Origin of the sequence: Gemmatirosa kalamazoonensis (assembly GCF_000522985.1) — a bacterium.
Lineage (GTDB): Bacteria > Gemmatimonadota > Gemmatimonadetes > Gemmatimonadales > Gemmatimonadaceae > Gemmatirosa > Gemmatirosa kalamazoonensis.
Window position 1 is genome coordinate 355,901 of sequence record NZ_CP007129.1, and the last position, 23,561, is coordinate 379,461.

The 23,561-nt window shown below is 73.3% G+C and carries 17 protein-coding genes; 6 read left to right on the forward strand and 11 right to left on the reverse strand.

The window, feature by feature from the left end:
- Positions 1 to 14: 14 nt before the first annotated feature.
- Positions 15 to 683: a hypothetical protein gene (locus J421_RS24545; protein WP_025413763.1), complete on the reverse strand. Its 669-nt coding sequence runs from the start codon at positions 681 to 683 to the stop codon at positions 15 to 17.
- Positions 684 to 807: 124 nt separating this feature from the next.
- Between J421_RS24545 and J421_RS24550 the strand changes: the two genes are divergently transcribed.
- The 3 genes from J421_RS24550 to J421_RS24560 are packed head-to-tail and all read left to right on the forward strand — an operon-like array spanning position 808 to position 7,143.
- Complete coding sequence (locus J421_RS24550) at positions 808 to 3,252, forward strand: protein kinase domain-containing protein (protein WP_025413764.1); 2,445 nt, start codon at positions 808 to 810, stop codon at positions 3,250 to 3,252.
- Positions 3,249 to 5,633, forward strand: a complete 2,385-nt coding sequence (locus J421_RS24555) for a protein kinase domain-containing protein (RefSeq protein WP_158508890.1) — start codon at positions 3,249 to 3,251, stop codon at positions 5,631 to 5,633. The genes J421_RS24550 and J421_RS24555 overlap by 4 nt, the downstream gene beginning before the upstream one ends.
- A gap of 10 nt (positions 5,634 to 5,643) precedes the next feature.
- Positions 5,644 to 7,143 (forward strand): aminopeptidase P N-terminal domain-containing protein, encoded by a 1,500-nt coding sequence (locus J421_RS24560; protein ID WP_025413766.1) that lies wholly within the window; start codon positions 5,644 to 5,646, stop codon positions 7,141 to 7,143.
- Positions 7,144 to 7,332: 189 nt separating this feature from the next.
- Here the strand turns inward: J421_RS24560 and J421_RS24565 are convergent, their stop codons facing one another.
- The 6 genes from J421_RS24565 to J421_RS24590 form a co-directional block, all read right to left on the reverse strand.
- Positions 7,333 to 9,975, reverse strand: a complete 2,643-nt coding sequence (locus tag J421_RS24565; RefSeq protein WP_025413767.1) for a DUF5916 domain-containing protein — start codon at positions 9,973 to 9,975, stop codon at positions 7,333 to 7,335.
- A 63-nt stretch (positions 9,976 to 10,038) separates the two neighbouring features.
- Positions 10,039 to 11,301, reverse strand: a complete 1,263-nt coding sequence (locus J421_RS24570; protein WP_025413768.1) for a DUF6895 family protein — start codon at positions 11,299 to 11,301, stop codon at positions 10,039 to 10,041.
- A 102-nt stretch (positions 11,302 to 11,403) separates the two neighbouring features.
- The gene (locus J421_RS24575; RefSeq protein ID WP_025413769.1) at positions 11,404 to 11,667 is read right to left on the reverse strand and encodes a hypothetical protein; all 264 of its coding nucleotides are present in this window, start codon (positions 11,665 to 11,667) and stop codon (positions 11,404 to 11,406) included.
- Between the two features lie 113 nt (positions 11,668 to 11,780).
- Positions 11,781 to 12,428 carry a YceI family protein gene (locus J421_RS24580; protein WP_025413770.1) on the reverse strand — a complete coding sequence of 216 codons (648 nt, stop codon included), beginning with the start codon at positions 12,426 to 12,428 and terminating at the stop codon, positions 11,781 to 11,783.
- 231 nt (positions 12,429 to 12,659) lie between these two features.
- Positions 12,660 to 15,305, reverse strand: coding sequence for an ABC transporter permease (locus tag J421_RS24585; RefSeq protein WP_025413771.1), 2,646 nt, complete (start codon positions 15,303 to 15,305; stop codon positions 12,660 to 12,662).
- A gap of 13 nt (positions 15,306 to 15,318) precedes the next feature.
- Positions 15,319 to 15,651, reverse strand: a complete 333-nt coding sequence (locus J421_RS24590; RefSeq protein WP_025413772.1) for a PadR family transcriptional regulator — start codon at positions 15,649 to 15,651, stop codon at positions 15,319 to 15,321.
- A gap of 85 nt (positions 15,652 to 15,736) precedes the next feature.
- Here J421_RS24590 and J421_RS24595 point away from each other — a divergent pair, with 85 nt between their 5' ends.
- A complete protein-coding gene (locus J421_RS24595) occupies positions 15,737 to 16,051 on the forward strand; it encodes a GNAT family N-acetyltransferase (RefSeq protein ID WP_025413773.1) in 315 nt (104 codons plus the stop codon).
- Between the two features lie 16 nt (positions 16,052 to 16,067).
- Here the strand turns inward: J421_RS24595 and J421_RS24600 are convergent, their stop codons facing one another.
- From J421_RS24600 to J421_RS24610, 3 genes are read right to left on the reverse strand one after another with little or no spacing between them, the layout of a single operon-like run.
- Positions 16,068 to 18,752, reverse strand: a complete 2,685-nt coding sequence (locus tag J421_RS24600) for an ABC transporter permease (RefSeq protein ID WP_025413774.1) — start codon at positions 18,750 to 18,752, stop codon at positions 16,068 to 16,070.
- Positions 18,753 to 18,758: 6 nt separating this feature from the next.
- Positions 18,759 to 21,467: an ABC transporter permease gene (locus tag J421_RS24605; protein WP_025413775.1), complete on the reverse strand. Its 2,709-nt coding sequence runs from the start codon at positions 21,465 to 21,467 to the stop codon at positions 18,759 to 18,761.
- Positions 21,468 to 21,484: 17 nt separating this feature from the next.
- Positions 21,485 to 21,820, reverse strand: coding sequence for a PadR family transcriptional regulator (locus tag J421_RS24610; RefSeq protein ID WP_025413776.1), 336 nt, complete (start codon positions 21,818 to 21,820; stop codon positions 21,485 to 21,487).
- Between the two features lie 173 nt (positions 21,821 to 21,993).
- Here J421_RS24610 and J421_RS24615 point away from each other — a divergent pair, with 173 nt between their 5' ends.
- A complete protein-coding gene (locus tag J421_RS24615; RefSeq protein WP_148306521.1) occupies positions 21,994 to 22,239 on the forward strand; it encodes a DUF2191 domain-containing protein in 246 nt (81 codons plus the stop codon).
- Positions 22,236 to 22,670, forward strand: coding sequence for a type II toxin-antitoxin system VapC family toxin (locus J421_RS24620; protein WP_025413778.1), 435 nt, complete (start codon positions 22,236 to 22,238; stop codon positions 22,668 to 22,670). Before J421_RS24615 ends, J421_RS24620 begins: the two co-directional genes overlap by 4 nt.
- A gap of 24 nt (positions 22,671 to 22,694) precedes the next feature.
- On the opposite strand, the gene J421_RS24625 is transcribed toward J421_RS24620, so the two are convergent.
- Complete coding sequence (locus J421_RS24625) at positions 22,695 to 23,513, reverse strand: hypothetical protein (protein ID WP_025413779.1); 819 nt, start codon at positions 23,511 to 23,513, stop codon at positions 22,695 to 22,697.
- Positions 23,514 to 23,561 lie beyond the last annotated feature (48 nt).

Here is a 23,561-nt window from a genome sequence, read left to right on the forward strand (position 1 = left end):
GTTCAATGCCGTTGCTAACGCGTGCGCGTGACGCGCAGGTTCGCGAAGTACCCGGGCGATCCCTCGCCGATCCAGACGCCGACGGAGCCGCCGGTGCGGTCGGTCAGCTCGTCGACGACGAGCGACGGCGCCGGCTGGTCGTCGACGTAGACACTCACCTTCGGCCGCTGCACGACGACGCGCACGTGGAACCACGCGTCGCCGTCGGGCTCGGGGACGATCGGCTTCTCGTACTTGCCGGGCTGCCCCGTGCGCAGCGGCTGCCACGGGAACTTCGGGTGCGACACGTACTGCACGGCGTGGGCGTGGCGCGTCGAGTCGGTCGCGCGGAAGTTGAACGGCCGGAAGTACACCGCCTCGTGCGTCGTGTCGTCGACGACGTGGAACGCGACGCCGAGGAAGCTGCCCTGCACGGGTTGGCTGCGACCGAGCACGTCGAGCTCGATGACGCCGTTCGTGAACTCGAAGCCGTCGAGCCAGATCACGTCGTAGCCGGGCGCCGAGTCGACGGCGAGCGCGCGCTTGCCCTTGATGTCCACGACCCGCGTCGCGCGGCCGGCGGGCGTCTTCCAGCGCGGGTCCTTGCCGACGGTCGTCAGGTCGAGGTTCTCCGGCGTCTGCGCGCGTGCTATCGCGGCGGCGAGCGTGAACGCGGCGGCGAGACAGCGGTGAGCGATGCGCATGGGCTCTCCTGGCCGTGGTACGCCCGATACGATCCGACCGCTGGGGTGGTTTCGCGAGCGCGTTCCGCCGGACGCTGGCGGTCGGCCGGGCGGCCGCGCACGTTTGCCGCCTCATGCGGCCCCGATGACCGACCTCCGCGAGCGCCTCCAGACCTCCCTCGGCGACGCCTACACGATCGAGCGCGAGCTCGGCGGTGGAGGGATGTCGCAGGTGTTCGTCGCCGAAGACACCGGACTCGGGCGGCGCGTCGTCGTGAAGGTGCTTCCCGCGGCGCTCGCGGCGAGCGTCTCCATCGCGCGCTTCCGGCGGGAGATCGCGCTCGCGGCCAGGCTGCAGCATCCGCACATCGTGCCGGTCCTCGCCGCGGGACAGACGGACGACGGGCTGCCGTACTACACCATGCCCTACGTCGAGGGCGAGAGCCTGCGCGCGCGCCTCGGCCGCGGCGGGCTGCCGATCCGCGAGGCGGTCGGCGTCCTGCGCGACGTCGCGAAGGCGCTCGCCTACGCGCACGCGCAGGGCATCGCGCACCGCGACGTCAAGCCGGACAACATCCTGCTCACCGACACGTCGGCGGTGATCACCGACTTCGGCGTCGCCAAGGCCCTCAGCGCGTCGGCGACGGGCGAGGCGTTGACGTCGGTGGGCATCGCGTTAGGCACCCCGGCCTACATGGCGCCCGAGCAGGCGGTCGCCGATCCGGCCACCGACGCGCGCGCGGACCTCTACTCGCTCGGCGTCGTCGCGTACGAGATGCTCGTCGGGCACCAGCCGTTCGCGGGGCGTACCGGGCAGGCCGTCCTCGCCGCGCACGCCACCCAGATGCCGACGCCGATCGCCACGCTGCGGCCGTCGGTGCCGTCCGCGCTGGCGGCGCTCGTGATGCGCTGCCTGGAGAAGCGCCCCGAGGACCGCCCGCAGACGGCGCGCGAGATCCTCGACGCGCTCGACGCGACGCCGGCGGCCGGCTTCGCGCCGGCGCGTGGCGCGCGCTCGGTGGCGCTCGCCGGCGGCGCCCGCCTCGCGCTCGCCGTCGGCGCCGTCGTGGTGTTGCTCGCCCTCGTGGCGGGTGCGTTCGCGTGGCGCGCGCGCACGGGCCGCTCCGCCAGCGGCGAGATCCGCTCGCTCGCCGTGCTGCCATTCGTGAACACGAGCGGCGATCGGCAGGACGACTACTTCAGCGACGGGCTCACCGACGAGCTGGCGCACGCGCTCGCGCACGTCCCGGGGCTCACGCTCGCCGGCCGCACGTCGACCTACGCGTTCAAGGGCAGGTTTGTGTCGGCGCCGGAGATCGGCAAGGCGTTAGGCGTCCGCGCGCTCGTGACCGGCACCGTCAGGCGCGCGGGCGACCGGTTGCGCGTGACGACGCAGCTCGTGAGCGCCGCCGACGGCACGGTGATGTGGGACAGCGTCTACGAGAGCCGCTCGGGCGACGTGTTCGCCGTGCAGGACTCGCTCACGCGCGCCGTCGCCGCCGCGCTCGCGCGGACGTTAGGCGGCCGCGACGACCCGGCCGACCGGCCGCGCGCGACCGAGGTGACGGTCGGGCGGGGCACCACGAACGCGGAGGCGTACGAGCTCTATCTCAAGGGGATGTACTACTGGCACGAGCGCGGCGCGGAGAACGTCGCGCGGTCGATCGGGCTGTTCCAGCAGGCCATCGCCCGCGACCCCACGTTCGCGCGCGCGTACGCCGCGCTGGCGTTCGCCTACGAGGTGCTGCGCGTCTACGTCCCCGACCCCACGGACTCGGCCACGTCGCTGTTCAATGCGAGTGCGCGGCGCGCGATGACGCTCGACTCCACGCTCGCCGACGCGCAGATCGCGCAGGCCCTCGCGTTCGAGCACGACTTCCGCTTTCCGGAGGCGGAGCGATACTACCGCGCCGTGATCGCCGCCGAGCCGTCGAACGAGTTCGCGCACCACGTGCTCGGCTTCATGCTGCGGAGCATCGGGCGCACCGACGAGGCGATCGCCGAGCTGCGCGTGGCGACGCGGCTCGACCCGCTGGCCAAGTCGGCGGGGACGGTGCTCGGGGCGACGCTCACCGAGGCCCGTCGATTCGGAGAGGCCGAGACCGCGATCCGTCGCATCCTGGCGATCGACTCCACGTTCTCGCTCGCGCTCGGCGACCTCGGGCTCATCCAGGCGTTAGGCGGCCGGCCCGACTGCGCGGTGCGCACGCTGGAGCGTGGCGTACGGCTGCACCCCGAGGCGCGCGGGATGCACGGGAGACTGCTCTTCGCGTACGCCGCGGCGGGCCGGTGGGATGACGCGGAACGCGTGCGCGCGAGCCTTCACCAGCCCGGAGGCGATCTGTCGGGCGGCGTCGAGACGGCGTTCGCGGACTTCGTGCTCGACGACCGCGAGCCGCTCGTGCGCCTGCTCACCACGCGCGCGGGCCAGTACCACTGGATCAGCACCTTCGGCAGTCTTGGCTGCAACCCCTTCCTCGACCCGCTGTGGACCGACGCGCGCTTCCGCGCGGCGATGCGCGATCTCGGCGTCGCCCCGTGCGCGCTCGCCCGGCCATGGCCGTTCGCCCCGCCGACGCTCGCTCGATGACCCACCTCCGCGAGCAGCTCCAGGCATCGTTAGGCACCGGGTACACCATCGAGCGCGAGCTCGGCGGCGGTGGCATGTCGCAGGTGTTCGTCGCCGAAGATACGACGCTCGGCCGCCGCGTGGTCGTGAAGGTGCTGCCGGCGGCGCTCGCGGCCGGCGTCTCGATCGCGCGGTTCAACCGGGAGATCGCGCTCGCCGCGCGCGTGCAGCATCCGCACGTCGTTCCCGTGCTCACTGCCGGGCAGACGGGCGACGGGCTGCCGTACTACACCATGCCGTACGTCGAGGGGGAGAGTCTCCGGGCCCGACTCGCGCGCGGCGAGCTGCCTGTAGCCGATGCGGTCTCCGTGCTGCGCGACGTCGCGAAGGCGCTCGACTACGCGCACGGGCAGGGCGTCACGCACCGCGACATCAAGCCCGACAACATTCTCCTGAGCCGGGGCTCGGCGGTCCTCACCGACTTCGGCGTGGCGAAGGCGCTCAGCGAGTCGGCCGCGGGCGAGGGGCTGACGTCGGTCGGCGTCGCGTTAGGCACGCCGGCCTACATGGCGCCCGAGCAGGCCGTCGCCGACCCGCATACCGACACACGCGCCGACATCTACGCGCTGGGCGTCGTGGCGTACGAGATGCTCGCCGGGCAGCCGCCGTTCGCCGGGCGCAACGCGCAGGCGCTGCTCGCCGCGCACGCCACCGAGGCGCCGGTGCCGCTCGCGACGCTCCGCCCCGCCTGCCCTCCGGTGCTGGCCGCGCTGGTGATGCGTTGCCTCGAGAAACGCCCGGGCGACCGGCCGCAGACGGCGGGGGAGATCCTGCACGCGTTAGGCACCGTCCCGACCGCCGACGTCGCGCCGACGCCCGCCGCCCGACCGACGCCGCCGCGCCTCGCCGGCCGCCTCCCACTCGCGCTGGCCGCGCTCGCGGCGCTGGCCCTCGTGGCGGGCGCACTCGCGCGGCGCGCCGGCGCGCCCGTCGGCGACGCGATTCGCTCGGTCGCCGTGCTCCCGTTCGAGAACACGAGTGGCGACACGTCGTATGCGTACCTGGAGGACGGGCTCGCCGACCGCGTCCGCGACGCGCTCAGCGCCGCGCCGGCGCTCACGGTGAAGGCGCGTGGATCGTCGCGGCAACTGAAGGGTCGGGACGCGCGCGAGGTCGGCCGCGCGCTCGGCGTCGACGCGGTGGTGCAGGGGACGGTGAGCCGGTCGCGCGACCGGCTGCACGTGACGGCGGAGCTCGTGCGCTCCGCGACCGACGCGGCGCTCTGGAGCCGCACGCTCGACGGCGGGGCCGACGAGCTTCCGCGCATGCAGGACACGATCGCCAGCGACATCGCCGAGCGGCTGCACGTGGCGACGGCGACGGCCCCCGTGACCAGCGCGCGCGGCACGACGAACGTCGACGCGTACAACAGCTTCCTGCGTGGGCGCTACGCCGCCGACCGCCTCGACTGGCCGCACGCGATCGCCCACTTCCGCGACGCCGTCGCACGCGACCCGGGCTTCGCGCGCGCCCACGGCTACCTCGCGATCGCGTACGTGAACGGCCCCACGCTCGGCGCCGCGAACGTCGACTCGATGAACGCGCTGGCGTCCGCGAGCGCGCGGCGGGCGCTCGCGCTCGACTCCACCATCGCGGAGGCGTACGCCGCGCAGTCGCTCGTGCTCACCGCCGAGATGCGTTTCGGCGACGCCGTCTCGCCGCTCGCGAAGGCGCTGGCGTTCGACTCCACGAACAGCGACCTCCTGGCGGGCTACGGCTTGGCGCTGGATCAGGTGGGGCGCGTGTCCGACGGACTCATATGGACGCGCCGCGCCCACGACCGCGACCCGCTCTCCGGGGCCGCGACGGGCATCTACGGCTACGCCCTCGGGCTGGCCGGCCGGTACGACGCCGCAGTCCCGATGATCCGCGCATCGCTCGAGATCGATCCGAACAACGTGCTCGCGCTCCAGGGCGTCGGCGTCCTCTACGCGCTCGTCGGGCGACCCGACAGCGCGGCCGTCTACCTCGAGCGAGCGTACCACACCGCGCCCGGCATGTTCTGGCGGCGCGCCAACCTCGTGCTGGCCGACGCGATGCGCGGGCGTCGCGCCGACGCGGCGCGGCAGCGCGCGCTGATGGAGCACGAGGACCTGGGCAACTCGCCCAACTTCCTGCGGGCGGTGGCGAGCATCGCGTTAGGCGACACCGACAAGGCGATGACGGCGCTCGAGCGCAGCGTCGCCGCGAAGGAGTCGCTCGCCGGCCTCGTCAGCCTGCCATGCGACCCGATGTTCGACTCTCTCAAGTCGGATGCCCGATTCGACGCGCTCATGCGCCGCGTCGGTGCGCGCGCGTGCCCCGCGACCGCGAAGTGGCCCATACCCCGCCGAACGCCCTGAGAACCCAGCCATGCGCCTCCGCCTCGCCTACTGCCTCATGATGCTCGTCGCCGCGCTCCCGAGCGCGGCGAGGACTCTCTCCGCGCAGATCCCAGCCGGTGAGTACGCGGACCGCCGCGACCAGCTGCTCGCGCACATCGACTCCGGCGTCGTCGTCGCGTTCGGCGGTGCGGGCGAGGTCACGCACTGGCCGCCGACGCGACAGCTCCCGTCGTTCATGTATCTCACCGGCTTCGACGAGCCCGACGCGGTGCTGCTGCTCGTGAAGCGCGGCGGCGCGCGCGCGGCGACGCTGTTCGTGCCGCCGCGCAACCCGCGCATGGAGCTGTTCGTCGGCGCGCGCGTGGGGCCGACGGAGGTACAGGAGCGCACCGGCATGACCGGCCGCCCCGTCGCGGACTTCCGCCGCGCGCTCGACTCGCTGCTCGACGCGGGCTTGCCGATGTACGTCGTGTCGGACGTGCACTCGATCGACTACGCCGCCGTCGACACGCTCACGCGCAGCGCGCGCTTCGTCGAGCACCTGCGCAGCGGGCGCCCCGCGCTCGGCGTGGTGTCGCTCGACTCCGTCGTGGAGCGGATGCGCGCGCGGAAGAGCCCCGCCGAGCTCGCGCTGCTGCGCCGCGCCGCGCAGATCTCCGTCGCCGCGCACCGCGAGGCGATGCGCGCCGCGGCGCCCGGCTGCAACGAGGGCGAGATCCAGGCGCTGATGGAGGGCGTCTTCCGACGCATGGGTGCCGAGCGCCCATCGTACGGCAGCATCGTCGGCTCGGGACCGAACGCGCTCGTGCTGCACTACGATCGCAACGCGCGGCAGATGGAGGCCGGCGATCTGCTGCTCATCGACGCCGCCGCGGAGTTCGACCACTACGGCGCGGACGTGACGCGCACCATGCCGGTGAGCGGCCGCTTCACGCCGGCGCAGCGCGCGGTGTACGACATCGTGCTCGCGGCGCAGGCGGCGTACGTCAGGCAGATCCGCCCCGGCGGCACGGTGCGCATGGCGAACGACTCGGGGCGCGCGGTCGTCGGCGCTGGGCTCGCGCGGCTCGGCCTCATCGACTCCGCGAACGCGACGTACGACGCACCGTCGCCGAACCGCTGCCCGCCCGCGGGGTGTCCGCAGATCGGGTTGTACGCGTGGCACGGCTTCGGCGGGCACGGCATCGGCCTCGAGGTGCACGACCCGGCTCAGTACTACGACGCACCGGGCAACTTCGCGCCGGGCGACGTGTTCACCGTGGAGCCGGGGATCTACGTCAACCCCGCGATCCTCGACGGCCTGCCCGACACGCCGCGCAACCGCGCGCTCGTCGCGCGCCTGCGTCCGGTGATGGACCGCTATCGCAACGTCGGCGTGCGCATCGAGGACGACTACGCGGTGACGGCGACCGGCGTCGAGTGGCTCTCCGCCGGCGTGCCGCGCGAGGCCGCCGAGATCGAGGCGCTGCGCCGACGTCCCTCGCCGCAGCTGCCCGGCGGCGGCACGTGCGCGAAGCCGCGCATGTGAGTGTCGCGTCCTCGTGCGCGCTCGTCCTGGACTCCACGTACGTGTTTATTGAGGACTGAAGGAGGACTGAAGAGGGACTGAAGCAGGACCAAACACAACGTCTTTGTTGTTGGTCCTTCTTCAGTCCTTCTTCAGTCCTTCTTCAGTCCTACCAGACCACGTACGTGGAGTCGTGAGGGCCGGGCCCGCCTAACGACTCAGCCAGTAGTTCGCCTTCACGAGCAGCACGTTCTGCGGCGGCAGGCCCAGCAGCGACCACAGATCCCCCGCGCCGCCGTAGCGGGCGCCGGTCGCGTAGTCGCTGCGCGCGTGCTGCCACACCGCGAACAGCGTCGCCCCCGGACGATATTCCCAGCGGAGCACGGCGCTGCCGCGGAGCGAGCGGAAGCGCGCGTCGGGGTCGTCGACGGTGAACTCGCGCACCACGCGACCGTCGCGCGCGAGCGTCACGCGGAACGCCCCCGACGCGAGCCGCTCGACGTGGGCGTTCGGGTCGTCGCGGTAGGGCACGATCTCCGACGTGCCGGGGCGCCGCAGCTCGCGCAGCTCGGACACCGACGCGCCCGAGGTGAACGGCTCCGCGTAGAGCTGCAGCGACAGCGCCGGCGTGAACGTCACGTTCGCGCGCAGGGACGCCGAGAGCGTCGACTGCGCGAGCGGACCGAAGACGTAGCGCGCGCCGAACGTGCTCGTGGCGAGCGTGTCGGGCACGCGCGCGACGAGGTAGCCCACCGTACGGCTGCGGCTCCAGCTCGGCCCCGCGCTCAGCTCCACCGCCGTCGTCGGGCGCCACGTGAGCGAGCCGTCGAGCGTGCTCCCGCTCGTCCCCGCCTCGCTGAGATAGCGGATCCAGGCCGTCGAGAACGACAGGGCGCGGCGCTCGTCGCTCGACACCGAGAGGTACCCGGACCGCGACGCGGTCTGCAGCACCGACGGACCGCCGCGCGTCGGCACCGGTGTGATCGACGACAGGCCGCGCGCGATGCTCCCGAACACGACCCAGTGGCTCTGGAGCTGCGCGACGACGTTGAGGTTCGCCGACGCGCCCGTGCGCTCGCCGCCGTTGTTCCAGCTGGCCAGCGCCACGAGCTCGGTCGCGATCTGACGGAAGCGGCGCGTCGGCTTCGGCGTCCCCCAGCTCACGCGCGCGAGCGTGCTGCGCGCGTCGGCCTGCTGCAGGTACCCGAGGTCGTTCAGCTCGTAGCCGGGCGTCGTGAGCGCGCCCTGCACGCGCCATCCGAAGCCGCTCGCGCCCGAGTAGACGAGGCTCGCCGTCGCCGTGCCGCCGTCGAGCGCCGTCGCCGTGGAGTCGAGGCGCAGGTAGTGCTGGTCGGGGCGCTGGTAGTAGCGCGCGCTCGACGTCTGCGCGGCGACGATCGCCGTCGGCGACCCGGCGATGCGGCTCCACACCGCGTTCCCGGTGAGGATGTACCGGCTGCGCGACCACCGGTGCTGCCAGTCGACGCCTAACGCGTCTGCCTCGCGCCGGAACAGCGAGTCGAGCCGCGCCGAGCGCAGGTCGCGCGCGGCGCGCGTGTAGATCGCGCCGACGGTGGTCTGGCCGCCGCGGAAGTCCTGGCGCAGCCGCGCGACCGTGTAGTGCGCGCGCGGCTCGACCTCGTCGCCGTATCGCACCGGCCCCGCGGCGACGCGCGCGAACACGCGCCCGGTCTCCGCCTGCAGCAGGCCGATCGACGTGCCGCGCGCGAGCTTGCCGCTCAGCTTCGCGGCGCCGAGGATCGGCGATGCGCTCGGCACGTCGGTGAACGTCTCCGCGTCGCCGGCGCGCGCGAGGTCGGGTGACAGCGTCGGTGCGCGGCCGATGCGGCGCGAGTAGAACAGCGACCCGGTGCTGCCGAAGCCGCCCGCGCCGAACTGGAAGATCGACGCGCCCTCGACGAAGAACGGCCGCCGCTCCTCGAACAACGGCTCGAACACGGTGAGGTTGAGCTGCGCGGGGTCGGCCTCCACCTGGCCGAAGTCGGGGTTCACCGTCGCATCGAGCGTGAGGTTCGACGTCACGCCGTACTTCACGTCCACGCCCCCGGCCTCGCTGCGCGCGCGGCCGTCGAAGAACGGATCGCCGGGGCGCGCGCGGTGCGCGTCGACCTGCGCGCGCACGTAGGGCAGCAGCTCCACGCGCTTCGGCTGCGGCACGCCGCGCACGCCGACGAGATGCGCGAACCGCGACGCGAAGCCCTGCTCCGTCTGCGGCACGACGACGAGCGCGTCGCTCTCGTTCCGCGCGGTGAGCGTGCGGAAGACGTTGATCCCCCACGTCTGCGCCTCGCGCGGCGGGAACCGCAGCTGCGAGAGCGGGATGCGCATCTCCACCGTCCACCCGCCCGCGTCCTGCCGCACGGCCGCCTGCCACACCGGGTCCCAGCTGTCGTCGCCGAACGCCTGGTCGTTCCCCGTGAGGCGGTCGGAGCGGACGCCTAACGGATTGACGCTGAAGACGGCCGCCGTCTGATGGTCGTGATACGTGTCCAGCGCGATCGTGAGCTCGTCGCTCGGCGACGATCCGTCGCGGCGCGTGAGCATGGCGCGGCGCTCGGCGGGGCCGCCGTCGTCGAGCCGCGCGCCGACGTAGAGCGCGGCGTCGTCGTAGACGATGCGCAGCGCCATGGGACGCGTCGCCGGCGCGCCCTGGTCGGGGTTCGCCTGCCGGAACGCCGTGACCGCGGGCGCGTCGCGCCACGCCGCGTCGTCGAGCCGGCCGTCGACGTCAGGCGCGTGGCGGGCGCGGACCGCGACGACCGTGGGGACGTCATCGGATCGCGTCGGCGGTCGGCCCGGTAGGGCGAGCGCGAGCAGGGACGGGACGAGCATGCGCGGCGGATCTCCATCGTGGGATGCATCCCACTAACTCCGCCGCCGCGTCCCGCGACACACTCACCATGCCTCCGCGCACGCGGCGACCCGGCCCAGCAACTCCGCCGCCTGCGCGCAGAGCGGCGTGTCGGCGAGGTCGTGCTGCACGGCGAGGCCGAGCAGACGTGCCACCGCGGCGTAGTCGTGACGCCGGCCGCGGTCGAGCAGCGCGAGGTCGAGCAGGAACGGCGCGAGCGCGCACCGTTCTTCACGCGCGAGTCGCCGGAACGTCTGCCGCCACGGCGTCTCGACCTCCGCGATGCTGTCCGACAGCTCGTCGATCAGCGCGTCCGACGCCGGCCGCCCATCGATGGTGGCCGGCGGCGCGTGTTCGGGCCGCAGGCCGAGCGCGCACAGCATGCCCATGACGAACGCCGTGTGGTACGCCGCGGCGAGCGCGTACTTCGTGCGCTCGTGGCCGGTCAACGTGAGGAACTTCTCCGGCGTGCCGTGCTTCGCGGGAAGGAAGCCGACCGTGTCCTCGAGCTCCGCGAGCGTGCGGAACCCGAACGCGGCCGCCGGGCTCCACGACGCGCCCGTGAGCGGCCATGCCATGAGCACTTCCGCCGTCAGATCGTAGTCCTCGACGAGGAGGCTGCGCGCGAGCAGGGCGCTCGACTCGGCGAGGACCTGCGCGCGCGGCCGCGGCAGCGTGCGCGACGCGTACCCGAAGTCGGTGGCGTACATGAGCGCGTGCGTGTGCGCGTACGCGTCGTCGCGCGCGCCCCACATCAGGTCCAGCGGGTGGTTCAGCACCGAGAGGGATGCGGCGACGTCGAACGCCGCGTCGAGCGCGCCGTCGTCGCGCCACATCGAGCGGAGCCACAGCCGCTCGAGCGCGCGGTGCGGCACCACCTCGCGCCCCTCGGCGGCCGGCGACGCGGCGCTGAGCGCGAGCAGACGATCGAAGCGTTCGTCGCGCAGCCCCAGTCGGCGCAACAGCAGGTGGGGCATCGCGAGCTGGAAGCAGATCGTCGGGTGCAGCGCGATCGCGCACGCCGTGCGATGCGAGCGCGCGAGCCGGGCGAGCAGCGCGCCGAGCTCCGCGACCCCCGCGTCGACCGCGGGCTCGTCGCGCGCCGCGGCCGCGACGTGGAGCAGCATCGCCGTCTCGGCGAACGGCTTGTCCGGCCCGAAGCTGCCGTCGGGCTCCTGCTCGTCGCGGTAGCCGTCCTGCGCGAGCACGGCGAGCGCGCGCTTCGCGATGTCGAACGCCAGGCATACACGCCGCACGAGATCGTCGCGCGGCCATGCGACGGGCGGGGAGAGCGGAGCGTGTCCCACGGGGCGGGTCGCGGGAGGGCCTAACGAGAACACCGAGCCGGCAGCTCTGGTCGCATGCCGGCTCGGTGGGGAACGGAAGCAACGATGGCTACGCGCGGCTGCCTAACGGCCCAGCACCTCGGACGCGATGCCGCTGCGCGCGATGTCGGCCCCGTTGAAGACCGGCGGCCCGATGTTGAAGCAGGCGAGGATGTTGTAATGCCCGAAGCGTACGCCGTAGTCGCCACGGCCCGAGATGACGATGGATTCGCCGAAGTTCGCGACGAACTTGCCGAGTGCGTTGAAGTCCACGGCCTTCGCGCCGAGGAAGTGCTTCACGATCTCCTCGTGGCTCAGCAGCTGCGCCCTGTCCTGGTTGTCGGCCATGTGGATCTCCTGCGCTGAGGTGGCCTGCGACGAGAAGCGTCACGACGATACCGATCGCCGGCGATTCGCGAAATGGTCGACGGGACGGACAGCGGACGAGCTCGGTGCCGGCGTCAGCGCACGGTGTCCGGCGTGAAGCGGAAGTCGTATTCGAGCTTGATCGTGTCCGCCACGCTGAGCACCACCGGCACGCGCGGCTGGTCGAGCCCCACGTCCTTGAACGTGAACGCGGTCCTCGCCGTGCCGACGACGTCCCTGCCGTCGGCGCGCGCCGTGACCTGCCACGTCGTCGGGTGCGTCACGCCGTGCACGGTGAAGTCCCCGACGAGCGAGAACGTCTTCGTCGCGCCCGCGGCGATCGGGGCCGCGAGCCCGTCGAACGTCGTCGGCACGAGCTCCACCTGCGGGTACTTCTCGGTCTCGAGCGTGCGCCGCTGCAGGAAGCCATCGCGGCGCGACTTGTCGCTCTTCAGGTTCGTGAGCAGCACGACGATCCGCGAGCTGTCCTTCACGACCTTCCCGTCCGACTCGACGACGAGGCGGCCCGTGATGTCGTGCGTGACGCCGACGGCGTCGTTGGGCAGGTCGAATCCCGCGAGCTGCTCGCGCACGCGGTAGCGCGCCTCGTTGCCCGCGGGCGCGACGACGTAGCGGAGACGCACGGGCTTCGCGGCCGACTTGGCGGGCTTCTTCGGTTTCGGCTGCGTGAGGCTCGTGCCCACGGAGAGCAGGGCGACGGAGGCGAGGAGGAGCGTCTTCATGCGGGCGTGGAAGGGTGAGGGATTCCCATTCCTACGCACCGCGGACGGCCGGCGTTAAAGCCTGTCCCAGAATGGAACCGCCGAGGACGCAGAGGGCCGCCGAGGACTGCCTCTTCGAACAGCAAAAAGATCTGGGGATGAGAGGAGTCTTAGGATCCTGAGATCCTTTCATCCCCAAGTATTGCTGTTGATGTTCTCTGCGGCCCTCTGCGCCCTCTGCGGCTCGAACGATCAGTCCGTGCGCAGCGTCACCGCCGGATCGACGATCGCCGCGCGCCGCGCCGGCAGCCAGCTGCCGAGCGTCGCGACGCCGAGCAGGATGACCGACACGCCGACGAACGTCGCCGGGTCGGTGGACGCGACGCCGTAGAGCACTCCGGCGATCACGCGGTTCAACGCGAGCGCGCCGACGACGCCGAGCACGACGCCGATGCCGGCGAGCGCGAGCCCGCGCTTCACGATCATCCCCGACACGTCGCTCGGCTTCGCGCCGAGCGCGAGGCGCACGCCGATCTCGCGCGGGCGCTGGCTCACGAGGTACGCCAGCACGCCGTAGATGCCTAACGCGCCGAGCCCGAGGCCGAGCACGCCGAACGCGCCCAACAGCACGAGCAGCAGCCGCGGACGGGCCACCGAGTCGCCGATCGCCTGGTCGAACGTGAACACCGCGCCCATCGACTGGTCCTTGTCGAGCGACCAGATCGTCTGCTGGATCGGGCGCACCATCGCGAGCGGCTCGCCGCGCGTGTGCACGACCACCGTGTGCCGCACCCGCCCGTTCCTGCGGTAGTTGATGTAGATCGTCGGCGTCGCGGGCTTGTCCATCGACTCCTGCCGGATGTCGCCGACCACGCCCAGGATCGGCGTCGGGTCGCCGCGCCCGAACCGGATCGCCCGTCCCGCGAGGTGCTGGCCGGGGAAGTACTTGCGGACGAACGCCTGGTTCACGATGAAGCCGACCGCGCTCGCCGAGTCGTCCTGCGTCGCGTACTCGCGCCCCTCGAGGATCGGCGTACCGAGCGTCTTGAAGTAGTCGTCGCTGATGTAGTTGATCGCGACCTGCGCGCTGTCGCCGCGGCCGCCGTAGAGCGGGATCTTTGCGGCCTCGCCGAGGCCGCGCAGCGGCGCGTCCTTCGCCGCACCCGCGGAGATCACACCGGGCGTCGCGCGGATCGCCTCGAGCATGCGGTGCGCGAACTCCTCGGCGCCCTTGCCGTACTTGTCGTAGCTGACGTTGACCGTCACCGCGACGAGATGGTCCGGCTTGAACCCCGGGTCGACGCTGAGCAGCGTCACGAAGCTGCGCGTCATCAGCCCCGCGCCCACCGCGAGCACGAGCGCGAGCGCGACCTCGGCGACGACGAGCCCGTCGCGCAGGCGCTGCCCCTCGCCGCCCGTCAGCCCGCGGCCGCCGGCGCGCAGCGTCTCCTGCAGGCCGCTCGTCGCGAGCCGCACCGCCGGCACGAGCCCGAACAGCAGGCCGGTGACGAGCGACAGGCCTAACGCGAACGCGAGCACCGGTCCGTGCAGCCCCGCCTCGGCGAGACGCGGGAGCTGATCGGCGCTCTGCGCGCGGATGAGCGCGAGCGCGCCCCACGCCACGAGGATGCCCGCCACGCCGCCGGCGAGCGACAGCACCACGCTCTCGGTGAGCAGTTGCCGCACAATGCGCCCGCGGCCCGCGCCGAGCGCGGCGCGCAGCGCGATCTCGCGCGAGCGGGCGACGGCGCGCGCGAGCAACAGGCTCGCCACGTTCACGCACGCGATGAGCAGCACGAAGCCGACGGCGCCCAGCAACACGAGCAGCGGCGTGCGCATCTTGCCCGTGATCGCCTCGTGCAACGGCTTCACCGTGACGGCGTCCCACTGCGCGTTCTCCGGATACTGCTGCGCGAGCCGGCGGGCGATCGCGTTCAGCTCCGCGGTGACGGCGGTGCCGCTCACGCCCGGCTTCGCGCGCGCGACGACGCCGAGCAGGCGGTTGGGTCGGATGCGCGGGATGCCCCCGTCGGGGATGACGTCGTACGGGAGATAGATCTCCGTCTGCCGCGCCGGGAACTCGAACGACGGCGGCATGACGCCGATCACCTCGTACGGCTGCCCGTCGAGCGTGACCGACTGGCCGACGACCGAGCGCGCGCCGGCGAACTCGCGCTGCCAGAAGCCGTGCGACAGCACCGCGACGTGCAGCTGCCCCCCGCGCACCAGCTCCTCCTGCCGCGGCCACCGGCCGACGAGCGCCGGCACGCCGAGCGTCGAGAAGAAGCCCGCCGAGACGTAGACCGCCTCGAGCCGCTTCGGGTTGCCGCGCCCCGTGAGGTCGACGCCGGAGCCCATGTTGCTCTGGTAGAACCACCCGCCGAGGTCCGCGATCTGCCGCCGCTGCGCGCGGAAGTCGTCGATGTCGACCGGCGAGACCTGCGACTCCATGACGTCGTCGGTCTTGTTCGCCGACCACACGCGATAGAGCTGCTGCGGATCGGGGAACGGGAGCGGGCGGAGCAGCACGCCGTGCACGACGGAGAAGATCGCGACGTTCGCTCCGATGCCCAACGCGAGCGTGACGACCGCGGTGAGCGTGAACAGCGGCGCGGCGACGAGCGTGCGCACCGCGTAGCGCACGTCCTGCGCGAGGTCGGCGAGCGAGCCGCGGCGGCGGCGGTCGCTCTCGGTGCGGTTGTCCATCGACCGCATGTAGTCTCGGGCGTCGTTCACGTCGCCGAACTCCTGCAGCGCCTGCGCGCGCGCCGCGGCCGGGGAGAGCCCGCGGGCGACGAGGTCCTCCGCGCGGGCGTCGAGGTGGAACCGCAGCTCGGCGTCGACGTCCTCGCGGATGTCGCGCGCGGAGCGCGAGGGGAGGTGGAAGGAGCGTCGCATGCGCGGGACGCCCTCAGGTCGGCTCGAGCACGCGGAAGACCGCCTCGGCGTAGCGGCGCCAGGTCGCCTCCTCGGCACCGAGCCGCTGACGGCCGCGCGGGGTGAGCTCGTAGTAGCGCGCGCGGCGATTGTTCTCGGACACACCCCACGACGCGGTCACCGAGCCGTCGTGCTCCAGACGGTGGAGCGCCTTGTAGAGCGGCGCGTCCTGGATGTCGAGCGCCCCGTCGGTGCGCTCGCGGATCCAGCGCGAGACGGCGTAGCCGTGCATCGACTGCCAGGCCAGCGTGCGGAGGATGAGGACGTCCAGGGTCCCCTGCAGCAGGTCCATCGCGTTCTGCGCCATTCGCCTCTCCCATTCCCAGGTAAGGGGAAAGTGCGAAGGTTTTCGCATCCTGTCAACGGCGAGATCGCGGGGCCACCTTCCGACCATGTCCGACGCCCCCGCGCTCGTCCCCACCGTCCTCGACGCGCCCGATGCGCAGCGCTACGAGGCGCACGTGGCCGACGTCGACGCCATCGGCACGCTCCACTACCAGCTTCACGACGGCGCGATCGTGTTCACGCACACCGAGGTGCCGCCCGCGCTCGAGGGGCACGGGGTGGCCAGCGCGCTCGCCCGCTTCGCGCTCGACGACGCCCGGCGGCGCGGGCTCCGCGTGCGGCCGTTCTGTCCGTTCGTCGCCGCGTTCATCCGGCGGCACCACGAGTACGCGGACCTCGTCGCCGGCGCCGCGAGCCGTTAGGCGCCGTGCGCTGCGCTCATTCCTCCTGCAGCGCCGCCGTCGGCGCGACGCGCGACGCGCGCAGCGCCGGCACGAGCCCCGCCACGAGCGCGACGAGTGCGAGCACCGCCGCCGCCCCCGCGAGCACCGCCGGCTCGACCGGCCGGGTGTGGAACAGGAGCGACGCCATCTCTCGTCCCACGAGCGCCGCCGCCGCCGTCCCGACGAGCGCGCCCACCAGCACGACCCGCCCGACGTCGCCGAGCACCATGCGCACGACACGCACACGGTCGGCGCCCAGCGCCTGCCGCACGCCGATCTCCGTCGTGCGCCGCGCGACCGAGTACGCCATCACCCCATAGAGCCCGAGCATCGCGAGCGCGAGCGCCACGGCGCCGAACACCGCCGAGAGCACCGCGAGCAGCCGCTCGCGGCTCACCGACGCCGCGAGCTGGTCGGAGAGCGTGGTGAGCTCGACGACGATGCGCGGATCGAGCCGTGCGATCGCCGCGCGCACCGCGGGGACCAGCGACGCCGGATCGCCGGTCGTCCGCAGCTCGGCGTTCATCGTGACGCCCGGCTCGCCCTGGGCCATCGCGACGTAGACGATCGGGCCGGGCTCCTCGCGCAGCGTCTGATACTTCGCGTTCTCCACGACGCCGACCACGGTGAGCGGTGCCGACAGCGTGTCGCCGACGCGGGTTCGGAGCTGGCGGCCCAGCGGGCGCGGGGTGCGGAAGAACCGTCGCGCGAACGCCTCGTTCACGATCGCCGCGCGAGGCGCCGTCGGCGCGTCGGTCGCGTCGAAGTCGCGTCCGGCGAGAAGCCGGGTGCCTAACGTGGCGAAGAAGCGCGGCGCGACGCGGTTGAACAGGATCTGCGCGTTGTCCGGATCGCGCGGCGTGTAGCCGTCGACGACGACCACGTCGTTCCACCGGTCGCCGCTCACCGGCGTGACGTGCGACTGGCTCGCGTCCGCCACGCCGGGCACCGCGCGCAGCGCCTCGAGCAGCGCGTCGCGGTAGGCGCCGAGCTGGCCCGGCGGCGCGCCGCCTCGCCGCAGGTCGGCGGTGACGAGGAGCACGCCGTCGGGCCGGAAGCCGGGGTCCTCGGTCGCGAGCCGCCGCAGCGATCCGACGAGCAGCCCTGCCGCGACGAGCAGCACGAGCGACAGCGCGACCTGCGCGCCGACGAGCGCCTTGCCGAGCGTGAAGCGCGAGTGCCCCTCGGCCACCGTACGCCCCGCGCGCTGCATCGCCGTCTGCGGCGCGACGCGCGTCGCACGGCGCGCGGGGAGCACGCCGAACAGCGCGACGGTCCCCGCGGCGACGAGCGCGGTGACGGCGAGCAGCCGCAGGTCGAGCGGCAGGTCGAGCTCCACGCGGCCGCCCGGTATCGTGATCATCCCGACGAGCGCGGACGCGCCCCACCGCGCGAGCAGCAGCCCGCCCGCGGCGCCCAACGCGGCGAGCAGCGCGCTCTCGGTGAGCAGCTGCCGCGCGAGCCGCCCGCGTCCGGCGCCGAGCGCGGCACGCACCGCGAGCTCGCGCCGGCGGCCGGCGCCGCGCGCGAGCAGCAGGTTCGCCACGTTCGCGCACGCGATCAGCAGCACGAGCGCGACGAACGTCATCAGCGCGACGAGCGCGCGGCCGAAGCGATCGTGCAGGCTGGAGAGGCCGCGCGGGAGCGCGCCGAGGCTGAACGTGTGCGTCAGATAGCTCTGCCGCTGCGCCGTCCCCGCGCCGCGCGGCAGCGTGGCGGCATACGATGCGGGCGCCATCGCCACGAGACGCGCCGCGATCTGCCGCGGGTCGACGTCGTGCGGGCGCCTCCCGATGACGTAGAGCCACCAGTCGCTCCGTGCGTCGAGCCGCGAGCGCTCGCCGCGCACCACGGCCTCGGCGCACAGCGGCACGAGGAACTGCGGCATGCGCCCGACCTCCGGGCCGCTGAACGGCCCGCGCGCCACGCCGACGATCTCGAACCGCTTGCCGTCGAGCGACAGTGTGCGACCGACGACGCGCGGGTCGCGCGCATACTCGCGCTCCCAGAACCGGTCGCTCAGCACCGCCACCGGGCGGCAGCCGCGCACGTCGTCGCGTGCGCCCAACAGGCGCCCGAGCGCCGGCACGACGCCGAACAGCCGGAAGTAGTCGCCGCTCACGACCGCGCCGAGCGCGTAGCGTGCCTCGCCTTCCTCGGCGAGGTTCACGCGAAGGTTGCCGTACGCGGCCACGGCGGCGAAGCCGTTAGGCCGATCGCGCAGCTGCTCCCACAGCGGGTTGCTGAAGCGCTCGTCGTCCGGCTGCACGCCGACGAAGCCGCCCTCGCCGACGTGCGCGACGCCGACCTGCAGCAGCTCCTCGGGATGCGGTACGGGAAGCGCGCGCAGCGACACGGCATCGACGAGCGAGAAGATCGCGGTGTTCGCGCCGGTGCCGAGCGCCAGCGAGCCGACCGCGACGACGGCGAAGACCGGCGACCGACGCAGCGCGCGCACCGTGTATCGGAGGTCGTCGGCCGCCGAATCGAGCCACGTGCCGAGGCTCGTCGGCGGCATCGGATTGCCGAAGCGGCGCCGCGCCTCGGCCGCCGCGTCCCGCTCCGCCAGCCCCGCCGCGCGCAGCTCGTCGGCGCGCTCGGCGAGGTGGAACGCGCGCTCGCGCTCGAACTCCGCCGAGCGGCGGCGGACGACGCGGAGCAGCCGACGGAGCCAGGTCATGCGCTCTCACTCCTCGCGCAGCGCGGTCATCGGCGCGACGCGCGACGCCCGGCGCGCCGGCACGAGCCCCGCCACGAGCGCGACGAGCGCGAGCAGCGCCGCCGCGCCGGCGATCACGAGCGGCTCCACGGGGCGCGTGCGGAAGAGCAGCGACTCCATGAACCGCCCGACGGGCGCCGCCGCCGCCGCGCCGACGATCGCGCCCACGACCACCACGCGGCCGACGTCGGCGAGGACCATGCGCACCACGCGCGCGCGGTCGGCGCCTAACGCCTGCCGCACGCCGATCTCCGTCGTCCGCCGCGTCACGGAATACGCCATCACCCCATAGAGCCCGAGCGTCGCGAGCGCGAGCGCCACGGCGCCGAAGACGGCCGAGAGCACGGCGAGCAGCCGCTCGCGGCTGATCGACGACGCCACCTGCCCCGAGAGCGTCCGGAACTCGACGACGACGCGCGGGTCGACGCGCGCGACCGCCGCCCGCGCCGCCGGGGCGAGCGCCGCCGCGTCGGCCCCGTCGCCCGCAGCGCGCAGCTCCGCCGTCAGCACGGCGCTCGAGAGATGCTCCTGCGTCATCGCGACGTACACCGTGGGGCTGGGGTCCTCGCGCAGCGTGCGGTACTTCGCGTTCTCCACCACGCCCACGATGGTGAATGGCGCCGACATCGTGTCCCCCATCCGCCGGCCGAGGTGGCGCCCGAGCGGGCTCGCCGCGCCGAAGAACTTCCGCACGAACGCCTCGTTCACGATCACCACGCGCGGCGCGCCCTGGCGGTCGGTCGCGTCGAAGTCGCGGCCGAGCAGCAGCCGCGTGCGCATCGTCGCGAAGTAGTGCGGGGTCACGCTGTTGAACCACACCAGCGCGTCCTCCGGGCTCTTCGGCGTGTAGCCGTCGATGACCAGATCCTCGTTCCACGCGCTGTCGCCGATCGGCGTCATCTCCGACGCGCTTGCGTCGGCCGCGCCCGGGACCGCGCGCAGCGCCGCAAGCAGCGCCTCGCGCAGCGCGCCGAGCCGCTCCTCCGGCAGACCGGTCTGCCGGAGGTCGCTCCTGACGATCAGCACGCCGTCGGGGCGGAAGCCCGGGTCCTCGGTCGCCAGCTTGCGCAGCGACCCGACGAGCAGGCCAGCGGCGACGAGCAGCACGAGCGAGAGCGCGACCTGCGCCGCGACGAGCATCTTCGCGGTGGTGAAGCGCGAATGCCCCTCGGCGACGCCGCGTCCCGCGCCCCGCATCGCCGACTGGGGCGCGACGCGCGACCCGCGCCACGCGGGGAGCACGCCGAAGATCACGAGAGTCGCCGTCGCCGCGAGCGCGGCGAAGGCGAGGAGCCGGCCGTTCAGCGCGAGGTCCAGCTCCACCGTGTCGCGCGGCGTCGAGATCATCGCGACGAGCGCCGCCGCGCCCCAGCGCGCGACGAGCAGACCCGTCGCCGCGCCGGAGACGGCGAGCAGCACGCTCTCGGCGAGCAGCTGGCGCACGAGCCGCGCGCGCTCGGCGCCGATGGCCAGGCGCACCGCGAGCTCGTGACGCCGCGCCGCGGTGCGGGCGAGCAACAGGTTCGCGACGTTCACGCACGCGATGACCATCACGAGCGCGACGAACGCCATGAGCGCGGCGAGCGCGCGGCCGAAGCGCGAGCGGAGCTCCGACAGGCCACGCGGCACCGGCGCGACGGCGAACGTGCGCGACGCGTACTCGCGCTGCTGCGATACGCCCCACTGCGACGGCACGGTAGTCCCGTAGACGTCGGCGGCGATCGCCTGCAGCCGCGCAGCGACGGTGGTGGGGCTCACGTCGGACGCACGGCGTCCGATGATGGCGAGCCACCACGTGCTCCGCGCGTCGAGCCACGACTGGTCGCGGCGCATCGCCGCCTCGGCGCACAGCGGTACGAGCACCTGCGGCACGCGTCCCACCTCGGGGCCCGTGAACCCGGCGCGCGTCACGCCCACGATCTCGAACGGCGTGCCGTCGAGCGAGATCGTGCGGCCGACGACGTGGCGATCGCCGGCGTACGTGCGCTGCCAGAACGCGTGCCCGAGCACCGCCACCGCGGGGCAGCCGCGTACGTCGTCGCGCTTCGAGAACAGGCGGCCGACCTCCGGCGCGACGCCGAACAGGCGGAAGTAGTCGCCGCTCACGAACGCGAGCGTGGCCCACCGCGCCTCGCCGGCGGGGGCGAGGTTCACGCGGCCGGTGCCGTACGCGGCGACCGACGCGAACCCGTTGGGCCGGTCGCGCAGCGCCTCCCACAACGGGTTCGTGAAGAACTGGTTGCCGAACGGGACCTCGCGGACGCCGCCCCGGGAGCGGTCGGCGGTGCCCACCTGCAGCAGCTCGTCGGGGTGCGGTACGGGGAGCGCGCGCAGCGACACGGCGTCGAGCAGCGAGTAGATCGCCGTCGTGGCGCCCATGCCTAACGCGATGGAGCCGACGGCGACGAGCGCGAACAGCGGCGAGCGGCGGAGCGAGCGGGCGGCGCGCCGCGCGTCGCCGGCCGCCGACTCGAGCCACGTCGCGACGCTCGGCCCGCGGGGAACCGCGGGGTTGCCGAAGCGTCGCCGCGCCTCGGCCGCGGCGGCGTGCGGCGCGAGGCCGGCGGCGCGCAGCTCGTCGGCACGCTCGGCCAGGTGGAACGCGCGCTCGCGCTCGAACTCGCGCGCGCGTCGTCCGGCGCGCGCGACGGTGAACAGCCGACGATACCAGGCCATGGCGGTGTCCTCGTCCGTCAGGTGTAGCGGAGCGCCCGGCCGACGCCCTCGGTGAGCCGCTCCCAGCTCTCGCGCTCCGCGTCGAGCTGCCGGCGCCCCTTCGGCGTGAGCGCGTAGAACCGCGCCTGGCGGTTCTTCTCCGTCGTGCCCCACGACGAGCGCACCCATCCCTCGTCCTCCATGCGGTGGAGGGCGGGGTAGAGCGAGCCTTCCTCGACGCGCAGCAGGTCCGCGGAGACGCGCTGGATGTGCTGGGTGATGGCGTAGCCGTGCAGCGGCCCCGCCGCCTCGAGCGCGCGGAGGACGAGGAGCGTCAGCGTCCCCTGGAGGATGTCGTTCTTCTGTCGTGGCACGCGATACCTACCTAGCTAGGTAAGCTAGCTAGGGATATGCGGCGCGCCGGCTCGGTCGTCAAGCGCTCCGCCGCGGCGACGTGACGAACCGCACGAAACCGCGGGCCGCGACCGGCGCGCGCGGCGGGTGATATGGATTGCCCATACTCGCCGATATGGGTAGTATGCATACCATGAAGACGACGGTGGACATCTCGGACGCCCTGTTGGCTCGGGCCAAACGCCACGCGCAGAAGGTCGGCAAGCCGCTCCGTGCGATCATCGAGGACGGTTTGCGTCGGGTGCTCCACGAAGAGTCGGCTGCCGTCCGCTACCGGCTTCCCGACCGGAGCGTGGGCCGCGCGGGCGGCGAGAATCCGTTGGACGCACTGTCCTGGCAGGATCTGCGCGCCGAGATCTACGGCGAGCCGCGCGCGTGATCGCCGTCGACACCAACGTGCTCGTCTACGCGCACCGGCGAGAGACCGCCGAGCACGCCGCCGCGTTTGCGCTGCTGCGCGACCTCGCCGAGGGCGCCCAGCCGTGGGGGATCCCGTGGCCGTGCGTGTACGAGTTCTTCAGCGTCGTCACCAATCCGCGCATCTGGAAGGAAAGCGCGAGCACTCCGAACGAGGCATGGGCACAGGTCGAGGCGTGGCTCGGCTCTCCCTCGGTGCGGCTGCTCGGTGAGACCTCCGACTTCGTGCAGCTGCTCGGCGGATTCGCCCGCCGCCCACGCGTACGAGGTCCCATCATCCATGACGCGCGCGTCGCCGCGATCTGTGTCGCGCACGGCGCGGAGACGCTGCTCACGCGCGACCGCGACTTCTCCCTCTTTCCGGAGCTCTCGATCGGGAATCCGTTCTCGTGACGACGCGCTGCGCGTCACGCGGCTTCACGGCTCGCGCGCGAGCTCCTGATCGATCCGCACCGAGCTGCCGTCGGAGTTGAGGATCGTCCACCGCACGAGCTTCGGCGCGCCGTCCACGATCCACATGCGGCCGAGCAGCGCGCCGTCGGCACCGTGGTCCTCGACGACCCAGGCCCGCGCCTGGGTGCGCCCGAACACCTCCACGTCCTCGCGCGCGGCGAACGTGTAGAGGTGCGTCTCCTCGCGCAGCGTCGGGCCGTCGGGGCCCGGCGCCGGCTGCCAGAGGCGCAGCCGGTACGTGCGCCCGAGCACGTGCGGCAGCTCCTCGACGACGAAGTCGGACCATGGCGCGTAGAACCCCGGCGTCGAGAGCACGAGGCGCGCCGAGCGGGGACCGGCCGGCGTCGGCATCGTCACGTCGACCGCATCCGACTCGGCGCGCAGCCGCATCTCGCCGCGCGGCGACGTGGAGCGCATCTCGCGCAGCGCGAGCGAGCGGCGGTCGAACGCGAAGTCCACGCGCACGTCGGCCGGGCCGTTAGGCGTCGTGACGCGCGAGAGGCTCCGCACGCGCACGAGCCGCACGCCCCCGGAGTCCGCGAACGAGATGGCGTTCGTCCCGTCCTGCTGCGGCGCCTCGCCGGTCGCGGTCACGCGCGTGACGGCGAGGTGCGTCGTGAACGCCGACATGTGCTCCCCGGAGACCAGCGGGGAGCCGAGCGGCACGTCGACGGTGTCGGCCGCCGCGGCACGGCATTCCGGCAGGCGCGCCGATGCGGGCGGCGGCGTGGGTGTCGCGCTGAAGAGGGGCATGGCGCACAGGCACAGGACGGTGGCGCGCATCCGTGGACCTCCGGTCGGGAAGGGGTCGTCGCGTGGTCGTGTCGCGTG